The following is a 13,449-nucleotide window of genomic DNA, read 5'->3' on the forward strand; positions in this document are numbered from 1 at the left end:
CGCCTAGACCGGGGCGGCCGGGACCCGCACCGTCTCCACCCAGTGCGGCGGCTCCGGCGCGCCCTCGCCGATCAGGGCCGCGATCAGGCGGCAGGACGGCGTCTCGGCGGGCCAGGGGGTGTAACCGTCGGTGAGGACGATCACGATCGACGGGCGGTCGGGCGAGGCGAGGGCGGCGTCGATGCCGACGCGCATGTCCGTGCCGCCTCCGCCGCCGAGCGTGACCTGCTCGGTCGACGTCACCCTCGACACGGCGTGCACGTCGGCGTCGCAGGCGAGGACGGTGACGCGGTTGCCCCGTACGCCGACCTCGCGCAGCACACCCGTGATCTCGCCCAGCGCGGCGGCGAGTTCCGCGTCGCCCATCGAGCCCGAGGTGTCGACGACCACGGCCACCCGGGGCAGGGGACGGCGCAGGCTCGGCATGACCACACCGCGCAGCGCCGGGGTGCGGCGGGAGGGGCGGCGGTAGGTGTAGTCGACGGCGCCGCCCGCCCACGCCGCGGCCTCCCGTACCGCGCCGGACAGGGCCTGCCGCCAGTCGACCGTGGGTTCCAGGAGCTGCTCGGCCCAGCGCTGCCAGCCTTTGGGCAGGGTGCCGCGGGAGCGCTGGTGGGCGCGCATCGCCTCGGCGGTGTGCCGGCGCAGCGCCTGCGCCTCGGCCGCGCCGACCCCGTCGGGGCCCTCGGCCGGCGGGAGTTCCCATGGCGCGGGGATGCCGTGGGCGCCCGAGCCGCAGTCGTGTCCCCGTACGTGCGGGGGCAGCGCCGGCAGGTACTCCTCGAACAACTGGCCGTCGGGCAGGCCGAAGACGCGGGGCTCCGCGCGTCCGGCGGGCAGGCGCAGGCCGTCGGCGAGGAGGTCGTCGTTGATCTCGCAGTCCTGGGCGACGTTGACGCGGTAGTGGTCGCGCTGGTCGGCGGCGGGGAGCCGGCCGGCGCGGCCGTGGTGGTCGCGCAGCAGGTGCGCCACCTCGTGGATCCACACGCCCGCAAGCTCCTCGACGGGCGTCGCGTCGACGAACGCTGGGGACGCGTAGCAGCGCCAGTGCCGGTCCACGCCCATCGTCGGCACCTCGTCGCTCGCCACGATGCCGAGGGCGTAGAGCGCCGACGCCAGGTAGGGGCGGTCCTGCGCCGCGCGGTAGCGGGCGGCGAGCAGTTTGGTGCGGTCCAGGCGGCCGCGGGATCCCGTCATGCCGTACGCCTCACCGGCCGCCGGGCAGGGCGCCGGACAGCCGCAGCAGGTCCAGGAACGCGTCGATGCCCGGCGGTACGGGCCAGTCCAGCCGGCGCATCTGCGCGAGATCGGTGGCGGCACGGGCGGCGACGTCCGGGACGCCCGCGTCCACGGCCTTCGCCAGGACGACCCAGGCGGCCTCCCAGCGGGGCCGCGTGAGGTCGCTCTGGACGGCGGCCACCACCGCGATGAGGAAGGCCAGTTGCCGGTCGCCGCGGTCCGGCAGCGCGAACGCGCCGGGGTCGGCGAGCACCCGCTCGGGGTCGGGCAGGTCCAGGTGCTCCAGGTACGACAGCAGCTCGATGCCCGCGCCGTCCCCGACGGCCCCGGTGAGCGCGGCGGCCGTCGCCTCACGGCCCGCGCCGGTCGCGTACGCCGTCGCCAGCAGCCGCAGCGCCATCTCCCAGGTGCGCGGGGAGGGCCAGGAGCGGCCCCGCGCCTCCGCGTCGCCGGGCAGCTGGTGGACCAGGCCGGGTCGGGCGGTGAGGAAACCGGAGACGGCGCCGCGCGCCCGCGCCACGGCGCCGGGGGCCTTGGCGGGGTCGACCACGGGGACCGTGGCCTCCGGCCAGGTGCCGGCCATGCCGCGCGCGACCGTGGCCGGGTCGTGGGTCCAGTGGAGGTGGACGAAACGGTTGGCGAGCGGCGGGCTGAGGTGCCAGCCGTCCGCGGCGCTCGACGGCGGGTTGGCGGCGGCGACGATCCGCACCGCGTCGGGCAGGACGAGGCTGCCGACCCGGCGTTCCAGCACCACGCGGAGCAGCGCCGCCTGCACCGCCGGGGGCGCGGAGGACAGTTCGTCGAAGAAGAGGAGCCCGTGCCCGGCGTCCCGGAGCCGGACCGCCCAGTCGGGCGGCGCCATGGGCACGCCCGTCGCCGCCGGGTCGTCCCCGACGATCGGCAGCCCGGCGAAGTCCGAGGGCTCGTGGACGCTCGCGATGACCGTCTCCAGCGGGAGGCCGAGTCCGGCGGCGAGCTGTTCCAGTCCGGCCGACTTGCCGATGCCGGGTTCGCCCCACAGCAGGACGGGCTGGTTGGCCGTCACCGCCAGGGCCAGCGCCTCCAGCTGCGAGCTGGCGACGGGCTCGGTGCGGCGGGCGCGCAGCCGGGCGACGAGGGCGTCGGCGGCGGCCAGCGGGTCGAGGGCGGTGCGGGAGGCCGGGGCGGTGCGGGAGGCGGGCGCGGTGCGGGAGGCGGGGTCGGTGGTCAAGACGGGGTTCCTCGCTGTACTCGGCGGGCTCGTCCCACGGGGAGACGGGTGCGGTCGGGGGCCGTCGCGCTCGACGCGCTACTCGTCGTCCTCGAGGCTGTCCATATGGTCGTCCCACCAGTCGGCCCCGGCGCCCGGGTGCTCCTCCCGTACGCGCTTCTCGAGAAAGGACAGGTCGGCGCGGCGGTACCGGCGGGCGACGTGCGCCAGGGACATCTCCATGTGGTCCTCGACGTCGATCCGGGCGCCCGCGTCGAGCAGCGCCTCGACGAGGGCGCGGGAGCCGCGCTCGGCGACCGCCACGAACAGCGGGGTCCGCGCCTCCGCGTCCCGGGCCTCCAGGTCGAGCCCCGCCGCAAGCAGCCGCGGCAGCAGCGGCTCGTGGTCGAGGAGGTTCAGGACATGCAGCAGGGAGCGTCCGGAGGCGGCACGCACGCGGGGGTCCACGCCCATGTCCAGAAGCCGGACCACGCCGTCGGTGTCGCCGTGCTGGGCGCGGAGGTACAGGTCGCGGCGCTGGGCGCGAAGCGCCTTCGGCAGCCGGCCCTCGCCGGACGCCCAGGTCTGCTCCACGGCGAAGCATCCGGCGACGTCGCCGCCGAACGCGCGCAGGGCCCGCTCGCGCTGCTGCTCCTCGTCGCTGTGCGGCATGCGCAGCAGACCGCCCGGCCGGAAGCCCACCTCGTGCCACTCGCCCCGGCAGCGCACCCGGACGGGCGACGGGGCCTCGGGGCCCGGCGGGCCGCCGATGCCGCCGCCGGGGCGGACGCCGGGGAACAGGGCCGCGGCGACCAGCGGATGCAGATGCTCCGGCTCGATCCCGCCCACCCGGAGCAGGTCGAGGTCGGGAAGCCTGCGCCAGAGCGCCTCGGGCAGCAGGGGCAGGCCCTCCACCTCGTCACGGTCCACGGCCTTCAGCGCCAGGCCGGTGGCCGTCGGCTCCAGCAGGAGATGGGTGCGCCAGTCGGCGGTGATCAGGAAGCGGTCGCCGACGCCCTCGCCGCGGAGCCGGCGGATCTCGCCTTCCAGGCGGGTGTGGTCGAGCGCGAGCCTGCTGACGGCCGCCGCCGGATCGCTGCGGTACCAACGGGGGCCGGTGGCCGGGGCCGTCAGGTCGGCGTCGATCCCGGCCGCCGCGAAGGCCCCGGCGACCTCGCCCTTCTCGTGCAGCAGCGTCACCCACTCGGCGCGGGCCGCCGCGTCACCGGGGCCCGGGTCCGAGGAGGGCAGCGCGTCCGGGGCGAGCGGTCGGCCCTCGGCGTCGAAGAAGGGGAGCCGTCCGGGTCCGCCCGCGTGCTCGCGGAGGCCGGCGGTGTGCCGCGCGTCCCACAGGTGCCGGGCGTACCGCCAGTCGTCCGTCATGGAGCCGAAGACCCCGGCCGGCGCCTCGTCCATGAGCGTGCCGAACCGCAGGGTGACCCGCTGCGGCCCCTGCCGCATCGGGGGCGTGTCGACATACAGGTACGGCGTGGAGCGCGGGCCTTCGTCCGGCCGCACCGGCCGGTACCGGGCGAGGACCACGGCGCGGTCGGTGTCGAGGGTGGTCCAGCCGTGGAGCATCCGGGGCAGGTGCCAGCGCAGCAGGTCGGGGACCAGGTGCCGCAGGTCGTCCTCCAGCGCGGCGGCGACGTCGTGGCCGCAGTGCTCGGCGATCTCCGCCAGATCGAGGTCGACGTCGACCAGGGCCGCGGCGCAGGCGCCCCGCCAGTCGCCCGCCGCGCGGCGTTCGGCCGCCTGCTCGATCATGTGGCGGGGCACGGCGTACCGGCGGACACGGCGCCAGCTCGCCGCTTCCTCGAGCGAGAAGCACGCGGGTGCGGTGCGGCGGCTCACCGGTAGACGCTCCCTATCGCGCGCAGGTCGGGGTGGGCGGCGGTCGTGGGCCGCAGCCGCCGGGTGAAGGAGCGCTTCACCTTGCGGGGCAGCCCGGGACCGAGGCCGACGTACTCCAGGGGCGAGTCGTCCGGGACGGCCGCCAGCAGGGACTTCGCGCCGCGTCCGGTGAGGCCGGTGTGGCGCAGCTCCAGCCGGCGCAGGGGGCTGCCGGGGAGCGCGGAGGCCAGGGCGTGGGCGCCGTCGTCGCCGGTGGCGTTGGGCGGTGCGCCGAGGCTGCGTTCCGACATGGGCCGTCCGAGGTCGAGGGCCTCGATGCCGCCCAGGGCGTCGGCGAGGGCGCGTGCTCCGGCGGGACCGATGCCGTTGCCGCCCAGGCCGAGGCGCACCGGGTGTCCGGAGCCGGCGGCGGCTGCCGCGAGCACGGCGGCGCCTTGGTCGCCGAGGTGGTTGGCGGGCAGGTACAGCTCGCGCACGCCCGCTTCCCGGATGAGCGCCGCGAGCAGGGGGGCGGTGTCGGCGGTGAGGCCGTTGCCGCCGAGGAAGAGGCGTTCCACCGGGTGCGGGCGGCCGGTGAGGGCGTCGAGCAGGACACGCAGACTCGCCGCGGTGAGGCCGGTGTTGACCAGGTCGAGGGTGCGCAGGGCGGTGTTGCGGCGGAGCATCGCGGCGAGGGCCGTGACGCCGTCGTCGCCGACGGGGTTGCGCTTGAGCCAGAGGGCGCGGACGGTGTCGTCGGCGCTGAGCGCGTCGGCGAGCGCGGTGACGCCGTCGGGGCCGATGCGGTTGCAGCCGAGGTAGAGCGTGTGCAGGCCGTGGTCGTCGGCGAGGGCGCGGGCGACCGTCAACGCCCCTTCGTCGCCGATGGCGTTGGTGCCGAGCAGGACGTGCCGGGCGTGCGGGGAGTGTGCGGCGGCGGGCATGAGCCGGGCTGCGCCCGCGGCTCCGAGTCCCTGCTTGCACAGGTCGACGCGGCCGTCCGTGCGCAGGGTGCCGAGCGGGAACGCCTCGTCGTCCTCGACCGCCCGGTCCGATCCGAGCCTGGCCAGCAGCGGGTCGAGGCCTGCGGGATCGGCGGCCGGGACGTCCGGGTGCTCGATCGCGGGGCAGCGCACGGGGGTCGGCTGCGTCATCACCACTCCACCGGTCCGTCGCCGGTGTCCGGTCCGCCGGGGGCGGCACGGCCCCCGCCCGCCCGGGACGGACCGACGTCTGTCGACGTTTCTCCACGACTAGGGCGGCAAGACCGGTCGGATTCGAACCGACGTCCTCCAGCTTGATGCGTGGGCGCGACGACCTCTGCGCTACGGCCTTGCCTGGCGAAGATCATAGCGGGACCGGGCGCGCTTTTCGATCACTTGTTTGGAAAACGTGGGGCGCGGCGGCGAGCGGGCCGTGTCCTCAGCCCGGCGACACCGGCAGCACGTCCGGCGACAGCGCCGCCGCCCTCGCCGTCGCGGCCGTCATCCGGCGCCGGTGATGGCGCCGGCACAGCACCTCGTAGCCGATCTCGTCCGCGGACCCGGTGACGTCGCCGACGACGACCTGGGCGCCCTCGACGACCATGACACCGCCGACCGTGCGGGCGTTGTGCGTGGCGCGGGCGCCGCACCAGCACAGGGCCTCGACCTGGAGCACCTCGACCCGGTCGGCGAGTTCGACCAGGCGCTGGGAGCCGGGGAACAGCTTGGAGCGGAAGTCGGTGGTGATGCCGAAGGCGTAGACGTCGAGGTCCAGGTCGTCCACCACGCGGGCGAGCTGGTCGATCTGCTCGGGCGCCAGGAACTGCGCCTCGTCGGCGATCACGTAGTCCGCGCGGCGGCCCTGCGAGAGGTGGTCGACGAGGTGGGCGTACAGGTCGGCGCCGTCCTCCACCTCCACGGCGTCGGTGACCAGGCCCAGGCGGGAGGACAGCTTGCCCTCGCCGGCCCGGTCGTTGCGGGTGAAGATCATGCCGACCAGGCCGCGTGCCGACCGGTTGTGTTCGATCTGCAGAGCGAGGGTCGACTTCCCGCAGTCCATCGTTCCGCAGAAGAACACCAGCTCGGACATGGGGGGTCGGGAACCTTTCGGCAGGGGTCAGTAAGGCGGAGCGCGTCAGGAGCGTACTTCGAGGAGGGGGACCAGCTGCTCGGCCGGGGTCATGGAGCCGTGGTTGCCGACCATCGCCGACTCCCTGGGCTCCCGCTCGGAGGCGACGAGGAGGACGTCGTCCCGCGCGGCGGCGATCACGTCCCCGAGCCGGTGGTGGACGCGCTCGTCGACCTCGGGCCCGAACCAGCCCGCGGCGATCGCCTCGTCGCGGGAGGCGACCCAGAACTGCTCGCCGAGCACCTCGCGCCAGCACGCCAGCACGTCACCGGCGGCGCCGGGCACCGCGTACACGTGCCGCGCGCGGCCCTCGCCGCCGAGCAGGGCGACGCCCGCCTTGAGCTCCCAGTCCTCGTCGAAGTCGATGCGGTGCGTCTCGTCGAAGGGGATGTCGACCATGCCGTGGTCGGCGGTGACGTAGAGGGCGCTGCGCGGCGGGAGTTGCTCGGCGAGCCGCTGCACCAGGCGGTCGGCGTACATGAGTTGGCCGCGCCAGGTGTCGGAGTCGACGCCGAAGCGGTGGCCGGCGCCGTCGACCTCGGCGTAGTACGTGTAGACCAGCGCGCGGTCGGCGGCGGCCAGTTGCGCGGCGGCGGCGTCCATGCGGTCCTCGCCGGACAGCTTCCCCTGGAAGACGCCGCCGCTCAGCGCGACCTTCGTCAGCGGGGTGTTGGCGAAGGTCGGGGAGGACACCTGGGCGGCGTGCACGCCCGCGCGGTGCGCCAGTTCGAACACGGTCGGGTACGGCTGCCAGGCGCCCGGCGGGGTCCAGGGCTGCCAGCGCAGCTGGTTCATCAGCTCGCCGGTGTCCGGGTCGCGCACGGTGTAGCCGGGCAGGCCGTGGGCGCCCGGGGGCAGGCCGGTGCCGACGGAGGCGAGGGAGGTCGCGGTGGTCGCCGGGTATCCGGCGGTGATCGGGCGTCCGGTGCCGCCGCGCGAGGAGGACAGCAGGGACGTCATGAACGGCGCCTCCTCCGGGTGGGCCTTGAGCTGCTCCCAGCCGAGGCCGTCGATGAGGAAGACGCAGTTGCGGTCGGCGGGGGTCAGTTCGCCGATGCCCGCGGTCATGCCGGGGACGCCGAGGCCGGCGGCGAGGGTGGGCAGCAGGTCGGCCAGGGAGCCGGTGCCGTAGGCCGGGACGGGCGCGGAGCCGACGGGGAGGGGCTCCGGGTGGGTGTCCCAGGCGTCGGGTGCCAAGGGTCCTCGGTCGGGGGCGGCGGGCGGGGGGTGGGCCATCAGCGCGGGTCCGCGGTCGCCTCGGACAGGGCCTGGGCGAAGGCCAGCGCCTGGCGCACGGTCTCCGGGCCGTCGCCGGCCTCGCTGACGCGCAGGCTCAGGTCGTCGGCGGTCGAGCTGCCCGTGTAGCCGTGGTCGGCCTCGCAGTCGGGGTCGCCGCAGGCGGCCGGCTCCAGGTCGATGCGGGAGACCGCGCCCCAGCCGATGGTGAGCACGATCTCGCGCGGCAGGGTGCCCGGGGTGTACGACTCCGGGTTGGCGACCACGCGGCTGACCACGATCGAGGAAATCCGGCCGAGCTTGACCGACTCGGTGGACGTGGTGGCGTACGGGGCCGGGGACGTGCTGTCCGCGGCCTGCTCGTCGGTGTGGCTGACGATGAAGCGGTTGGCGGTGAGGACGAGCACGGTCACGTGCCGCCGCACCTCGTTCTGGTCGAACGTCGTCTCCTGATGGACCAGGTACGACCGCACGGGCTCGCCGCCCACGGCGGCCTCCACCGCCTCGGCCACGAGGGCCGGGTAGTAGCCGCTGCGCTCGATCGCCGCCCGCAGCCCCTGGGTCGTCGTACTGGTCTTGGCCATGACGCCCATCCTACGGGGGGCCGCTGACTGCGAGGCACCGCTCGCCCATGGTCAGTACGCGGGGAGGGTCCGGGGCCCGTGGTCGTCGCGGGCCGGCGGCGGCGCGAGGCGCACGGAGGCGCCCAGGACGCTGACGCCGTGCGGGGCGACGACGACCGGCTCCAGGGTGACCGCGACGACCTCCGGGTGGTCGTGGACGAGCCGGGACACCCGCAGCAGCAGCTCCTCCAGCGCGGGGGTGTCGACGGGCGCCGAGCCGCGCCAGCCGAACAGCAGCGGGGCGGTGCGGATCGACCGGACCAGCGAGGTGGCGTCCCGGTCGGTCACCGGGATCAGGCGGTGCGCCATGTCGCCCAGCAGCTGGGAGGCGGCCCCGGCGAGCCCGAAGGACAGCACGGCGCCGGCCGCGGGGTCGATGACCGCGCGGACCACCGTGTCCACCCCGCGCGGGGCCATGCGCTGCACCACCGGGCGCAGCTCCTCCGGGCTGCCGAACAGCTCGGTGAGCTCTGCGTACGCCCGGCGCAGCTGGTCCTCGTCGGCCAGGTCGAGGCGGACGCCGCCCAGGTCGGCGCGGTGCCTGAGGTGCGGGGCGGTCGCCTTGAGGGCGACCGGGTAGCCGAGCGTGCGGGCGGCCCCGGCGGCGGCGTCCGGGGTGGGCGCGGGCAGGGCGCGGTGGACGTGGATGCCGTAGGCGCCGAGCAGTTCGCAGGTGGCCTCGGTGGTGAGGGTGAGGCCCTGGCCGCGGGCGAGCAGCCCGTGGACGAGGGCGGCGGCGCCCCGCTCGTCGATGTCCTCGTACTCGGGCACCTTGCCGGGGTCCACGGCGTCCCGCCGCCACTGCCCGTACGCCACGGCCTGCGCGAGCGCCCGTACGGCCCGCTCGGCGGCGGGGTAGGCGGGGATGGGGTGGGCGCCCTCGGGGGGTGGTACGGGGGTGCGTGCGCCCTTGTCGTCCGCCTCGGCGCCCTCGTCCGCGCCCGCGCGTGGTTCCGCGCGCTCCCCCGTGCGTGCTTCCGCGCGCTCCCCCGGCCGTGTGCCGCCGGCCGGCGGGACCGGGCCGGAGGCGGCGCCCGGCTGGGGCGCGGTGCTCGTCGCGGCGGACAGGGCCTCGGCGAGGCCGCCCAGCTCGACATGGACCACGAGGACCGGCTTGGTCGGCTGCTCGGCGGCGGCCGAGCGCAGCGCCTCGGCCAGGGCCGCGTCGCCGACCGAGCCCTCGCCCACCGACGGGATGGCGGTGACGACGACGGCGTCGGAGGTGTCGTCGGCCAGCGCGTGGGAGAGCGCGGCGTGGAAGTCCGCCGCCGAGGCGGCCGTGGTGAGGTCCCGCGGCGGGTGCGGGCGCAGCCCTTCGGCGAGGCAGGCGTCGTAGGTGAGCAGGCCCAGGGACTCGGAGTTGCCGAGGATCGCCACCCGGGGTCCGGCCGGGAGGGGCTGGCGGGCGAGCAGCAGGCCGGCGTCGACCAGTTCGGTGATGGTGTCCACGCGGATCACCCCGGCCTGGCGCAGCAGGGCGGAGACCGTGGCGTGCGGCAGCTGGGTGGCGCGGACGGCGTGCCCGCGCGGTCCCGCCCCGTGGCGCGCGCCCTGCACCACGACCAGCGGTTTGGCGGCGGCGGTGCGGCGGGCGAGGCGGGTGAACTTGCGGGGGTTGCCGATGGACTCCAGGTACATCAGGGCGACGTCGGTGTCGGCGTCCTCGTACCAGTACTGGAGGACGTCGTTGCCGGAGACGTCGGCGCGGTTGCCGGAGGAGACGAACGTGGACAGGCCGGTGACGCCCGTGACGCCGCCGCCGCGCCGGTGCAGGCGGGACAGGAGCGCGACGCCGATGGCGCCGGACTGGGCGAACAGGCCGATGCGGCCGGCTCGCGGCATGTCGGGGGCGAGCGAGGCGTTCAGCCGCACCTCGGGCGAGGTGTTGATGACGCCGAAGGCGTTCGGTCCGATGATCCGCATGCCGTGGCTGCGGGCCTGCCGGACCAGGGCCCGCTGGCGCTCCCTGCCCTCGGGGCCGGACTCGGCGTAGCCGGCGGAGACCACGACGAGACCCTGGACGTCGTGCTCGCCGCACTCGGCGACCACCTCGGGGACCCGTTCGGCGGGCACCGCGACGACCGCGAGGTCCACAGGTCCTTCGATGTCGCGCACCGACCGGAAGGCGGGCACGCCGTCGAGCTCCTTCCGCCCTTCCGGCAGCGCCCCGTTGACGGCGTAGAGGCGGCCGGTGAAGCCGCCGTCGCGGATGTTGTCGAGGATGCTGCGCCCGACGCCGCCGGGGGTGCGGCCGGTGCCGATGACGGCGACCGCGCCGGGGGCGAGCAGCCGCTGCACCGAGCGGGCCTCGGCACGCTGCTCGCGCGCGTACTGCACGGCCAGGGAGCGGTCGGTGGGTTCGAGGCCGAACTCCAGGCGCACGACGCCGTCCTCGAAGCTGCGCTTCTGGGTGTAACCGGCGTCGGTGAACACCTTGATCATCTTGGTGTTGGCGGGCAGCACCTCGGCGGCGAACCGGCGGATGCCGCGCTCGCGGGCGACCGCGGCAATGTGCTCCAGCAGGGCGGAGGCGACGCCCCGGCCCTGGTGGGCGTCCTGCACCAGGAAGGCGACCTCCGCCTCGTCGGCCTCCGCGCCGGTCGCGGGCCGCCCGCCGGCACCGATGCGGTCGTAGCGCACGGTGCCGATGAAGTCGTCGCCGATCGTCGCCGCGAGCCCGACCCGGTCCACGAAGTCGTGGTGGGTGAAGCGGTGGACGTCCTTGGCGGACAGCCGGGGGTAGGGCGCGAAGAAGCGGTAGTACTTCGACTCGTCGGACACCTGCTCGTAGAAGCTGACCAGGCGCTCGGCGTCGTCGGCGGTGATGGGGCGGATGCGTGCGGTGCCGCCGTCGCGCAGCACCACGTCGGCCTCCCAGTGGGCGGGGTACTCGTGGCGGTCCGACGAGGTGTGCATGGGCCCCAGAGTACGGCTCGCGTCCGGCGGCGGCGCGGGGCAGTCTGTGGTGGACGACCGCCGGGCCGAGGCCGCGGCCAGGCGGCCCAGGGGGCCGTCCCGGACGCCGCTCCGGGCATGCGCCACGATATGGAAGACTGGTCTAGACAACCCTGAACAGCGAAGGGCAGCAACACATGGCTGAGCGCCGCGTCAACGTCGGCTGGGCCGAGGGTCTCCACGCCCGCCCCGCCTCCATCTTCGTCCGAGCCGCCACGGCCGCAGGCGTCCCGGTGACGATCGCCAAGGCCGGGGGCACCCCCGTCAACGCGGCCTCGATGCTGGCCGTCCTGGGCCTGGGCGCCCAGGGCGGTGAGGAGATCGTCCTCGCCTCCGACGCCGAGGGCGCGGACGCCGCCCTGGACCGTCTGGCGAAGCTGGTCGCCGAGGGTCTCGAGGAACTCCCCGAGACCGTCTGAATCCGCATTCCGCACGTCACGGCCGTGCGGCACGGAAAGAGACCGAAAGACACGGAAAGGCCCGTCCGGATCACCGGACGGGCCTTTACCGTTCCCCCATTTCCGGGCAGCGGAAAAAGTCCCCCGCGAATTCCGCCCTCTTTGTATACGGGACGCGTGTTAATGGCGCAGGCCCGTCATGTTTACGGGATGTTGCGAGTTCCTCACACGGTCCGCGCGGACGGCGCGCTCCGCGCCCGAGCCGAACCGCAGCCGGTGCCCGGCGTTCGCCTGCTCGGTGTGCAGCGCCGTGAGGGCCCGCGCCCGCTCGCCGTCGCCGCGCGCCACGGCGTCCACGATGGCGCCGTGCTCCGCCCAGTACGCGACCGGGTCGGGCGGGCCTTCGACCGCGTACATCCAGGCGATCTTGTGCCTGAGCTGGGTCAGCATCGACGTCAGCGCCGGGCTGCCGGACGCCTGCGCGAGCGTCTCGTGGAACCAGCCGCCCAGCGAGCGCAGGTCGTCGCTGTTGCCCTGACGTGCGCGTTCCTGTCCCAGCCTGACCAGGCCGCGCAGCACCTTCAGATGGGCGTCGGTGCGCCGCTGGGCCGCCCGGGAGGCGCCGAGGGGCTCCAGGAGCCGGCGCATCTCCAGCAGGTCGGCGGCCTCCTGCTCGGTGGGTTCCGCCACGCACGCGCCCGCGTGCCGCCGGGTCACCACGAACCCCTCCGCCTCCAGCGTGCGCAGCGCCTCGCGGACGGGGACGCGGGAGACCCCGTAGCGGCGGGCGAGCAGTTCCTCGGTGAGCCGGCCCCCGCGCTCGTGGACACCGGCGACGATGTCGTCCCGGATCGCCGTGCACACCGAGTGCGCGGGAATACGCATGACCGACCTCCGGCTTAATCCCCGTGAAACGTCGACGATTGACGTCCGTTCGTGACTCTATTGCAATCGGCGACAATTTCCGACGGGGGCCCGGAATCCATACATGAATTTTGGACAGCCCGCGCCCGGACGGACGGGTCCGAAAACGGCGAAAGCCCCGGCTCTCGTGAGAGCCGGGGCCCGGAGGGCGGGAGGGCGCGCCTCAGATGGTGACGCCGTGCGACCGGAGGTAGGCGACCGGGTCGAGGTCGGAGCCGTACTCGGCGGACATGCGCGCCTCGAAGTGGAGGTGCGCGCCGGTGACGTTGCCGGTGGCGCCGGACAGGCCGATCTGCTCGCCGGCGGCGACCTCCTGGCCCACCGACACCGCGATCGACGACAGGTGCGCGTACTGGGTGTACGTGCCGTCGTGCATCTTGATGACGACCTGGTTGCCGTACGCGCCGCCCCAGCCGGCCTCGACGACGGTGCCCACGCCGACGGAGTGGACGGGCGTGCCGGAGGCGGCGTGGAAGTCGATCCCGGTGTGGCTGCCGGACGACCAGATGGCGCCGCCGCTCTGGTAGGCGGTCGACACGTACGAGCCGGGGATCGGGGAGACGAAGGTGTTGAGGCGCTTGCGCTCGGCCTCACGGGCGGCGCGCTCCTGCTCGGCGCGGGCCTTCTCGGCCTCCTCGGCCGCCCGCTCACGGGCGGCTTGCTCGGCCGCCTTGCGCGCGGCCGCCTCGGCGGCCACACGGGCGGCCTCGTGCTGGGCGGCGGCCTGGGCGTCGATGCGGTCGGCGGCCACGTCGCCGAGGGTGACGACGGGGGTGAGGCCGGTGCGGGCCGCGGCCGGTTCGGCGGCGAGCGCGGGGGCCGCGAGGGAGCCGACGACGCCGCTGCCCGCGAGGGCCGCGACGCCGGCGGCACGGGCGGTGCCGCGACGGCTGCTGGTGGGACGACGGTGCTTCCCGGTGGCGCGCGTGAACGCCATGTA

11 protein-coding genes and 1 pseudogene are annotated in these 13,449 nt (G+C 75.3%); 1 reads left to right on the forward strand and 11 read right to left on the reverse strand.

Going from position 1 to position 13,449, the window contains the following annotated elements; genetic code table 11:
- Positions 1-3: 3 nt before the first annotated feature.
- The 9 genes and pseudogenes from ACFOSY_RS11270 to ACFOSY_RS11310 form a co-directional block, all read right to left on the reverse strand.
- Complete coding sequence (locus tag ACFOSY_RS11270; protein WP_394306619.1) at positions 4-1,197, reverse strand: vWA domain-containing protein; 1,194 nt, start codon at positions 1,195-1,197, stop codon at positions 4-6.
- Between the two features lie 10 nt (positions 1,198-1,207).
- The gene (locus ACFOSY_RS11275) at positions 1,208-2,374 is read right to left on the reverse strand and encodes an AAA family ATPase (protein WP_394306705.1); all 1,167 of its coding nucleotides are present in this window, start codon (positions 2,372-2,374) and stop codon (positions 1,208-1,210) included.
- A gap of 153 nt (positions 2,375-2,527) precedes the next feature.
- The gene (locus ACFOSY_RS11280) at positions 2,528-4,282 is read right to left on the reverse strand and encodes an ankyrin repeat domain-containing protein (protein WP_394306620.1); all 1,755 of its coding nucleotides are present in this window, start codon (positions 4,280-4,282) and stop codon (positions 2,528-2,530) included.
- Positions 4,279-5,415: a gala protein gene (locus ACFOSY_RS11285; protein WP_394306621.1), complete on the reverse strand. Its 1,137-nt coding sequence runs from the start codon at positions 5,413-5,415 to the stop codon at positions 4,279-4,281. Before ACFOSY_RS11285 ends, ACFOSY_RS11280 begins: the two co-directional genes overlap by 4 nt.
- Positions 5,416-5,523: 108 nt before the next feature.
- Positions 5,524-5,596: pseudogene (locus tag ACFOSY_RS11290) on the reverse strand.
- A gap of 87 nt (positions 5,597-5,683) precedes the next feature.
- Positions 5,684-6,334: a thymidine kinase gene (locus tag ACFOSY_RS11295; protein ID WP_006136407.1), complete on the reverse strand. Its 651-nt coding sequence runs from the start codon at positions 6,332-6,334 to the stop codon at positions 5,684-5,686.
- 45 nt (positions 6,335-6,379) lie between these two features.
- Positions 6,380-7,609, reverse strand: a complete 1,230-nt coding sequence (locus ACFOSY_RS11300) for an alkaline phosphatase family protein (protein WP_394306622.1) — start codon at positions 7,607-7,609, stop codon at positions 6,380-6,382.
- The gene (locus ACFOSY_RS11305) at positions 7,609-8,193 is read right to left on the reverse strand and encodes a DUF5998 family protein (protein WP_006136409.1); all 585 of its coding nucleotides are present in this window, start codon (positions 8,191-8,193) and stop codon (positions 7,609-7,611) included. The genes ACFOSY_RS11300 and ACFOSY_RS11305 overlap by 1 nt, the downstream gene beginning before the upstream one ends.
- 51 nt (positions 8,194-8,244) lie before the next feature.
- Positions 8,245-11,148 carry a bifunctional acetate--CoA ligase family protein/GNAT family N-acetyltransferase gene (locus ACFOSY_RS11310; protein WP_394306623.1) on the reverse strand — a complete coding sequence of 968 codons (2,904 nt, stop codon included), beginning with the start codon at positions 11,146-11,148 and terminating at the stop codon, positions 8,245-8,247.
- 176 nt (positions 11,149-11,324) lie between these two features.
- On the opposite strand from ACFOSY_RS11310, the gene ACFOSY_RS11315 reads away from it, so the two are divergent.
- Positions 11,325-11,606, forward strand: coding sequence for an HPr family phosphocarrier protein (locus ACFOSY_RS11315; protein ID WP_006136411.1), 282 nt, complete (start codon positions 11,325-11,327; stop codon positions 11,604-11,606).
- A 159-nt stretch (positions 11,607-11,765) separates the two neighbouring features.
- Here the strand turns inward: ACFOSY_RS11315 and ACFOSY_RS11320 are convergent, their stop codons facing one another.
- Together ACFOSY_RS11320 and ACFOSY_RS11325 are read right to left on the reverse strand one after the other, a co-directional pair.
- Positions 11,766-12,470, reverse strand: a complete 705-nt coding sequence (locus ACFOSY_RS11320; RefSeq protein WP_394306624.1) for a GntR family transcriptional regulator — start codon at positions 12,468-12,470, stop codon at positions 11,766-11,768.
- 202 nt (positions 12,471-12,672) lie between these two features.
- Positions 12,673-13,446, reverse strand: a complete 774-nt coding sequence (locus tag ACFOSY_RS11325) for a M23 family metallopeptidase (protein ID WP_394306625.1) — start codon at positions 13,444-13,446, stop codon at positions 12,673-12,675.
- Between the last annotated feature and the right edge of the window lie 3 nt (positions 13,447-13,449).

The organism is Streptomyces lusitanus (assembly GCF_042647945.1).
Classification (GTDB): Bacteria; Actinomycetota; Actinomycetes; order Streptomycetales; family Streptomycetaceae; genus Streptomyces; species Streptomyces pseudogriseolus.

Coding starts and splice junctions, on each gene's coding strand:
- ACFOSY_RS11270 (WP_394306619.1), bottom strand. CDS start 1,197: ATGACGGGATCCCGCGGCCGCCTGGACCGCACCAAACTGCTCGCCGCC.
- ACFOSY_RS11300 (WP_394306622.1), bottom strand. CDS start 7,609: ATGGCCCACCCCCCGCCCGCCGCCCCCGACCGAGGACCCTTGGCACCC.
- ACFOSY_RS11295 (WP_006136407.1), bottom strand. CDS start 6,334: ATGTCCGAGCTGGTGTTCTTCTGCGGAACGATGGACTGCGGGAAGTCG.
- ACFOSY_RS11310 (WP_394306623.1), bottom strand. CDS start 11,148: ATGCACACCTCGTCGGACCGCCACGAGTACCCCGCCCACTGGGAGGCC.
- ACFOSY_RS11315 (WP_006136411.1), top strand. CDS start 11,325: ATGGCTGAGCGCCGCGTCAACGTCGGCTGGGCCGAGGGTCTCCACGCC.
- ACFOSY_RS11285 (WP_394306621.1), bottom strand. CDS start 5,415: ATGACGCAGCCGACCCCCGTGCGCTGCCCCGCGATCGAGCACCCGGAC.
- ACFOSY_RS11305 (WP_006136409.1), bottom strand. CDS start 8,193: ATGGCCAAGACCAGTACGACGACCCAGGGGCTGCGGGCGGCGATCGAG.
- ACFOSY_RS11320 (WP_394306624.1), bottom strand. CDS start 12,470: ATGCGTATTCCCGCGCACTCGGTGTGCACGGCGATCCGGGACGACATC.
- ACFOSY_RS11325 (WP_394306625.1), bottom strand. CDS start 13,446: ATGGCGTTCACGCGCGCCACCGGGAAGCACCGTCGTCCCACCAGCAGC.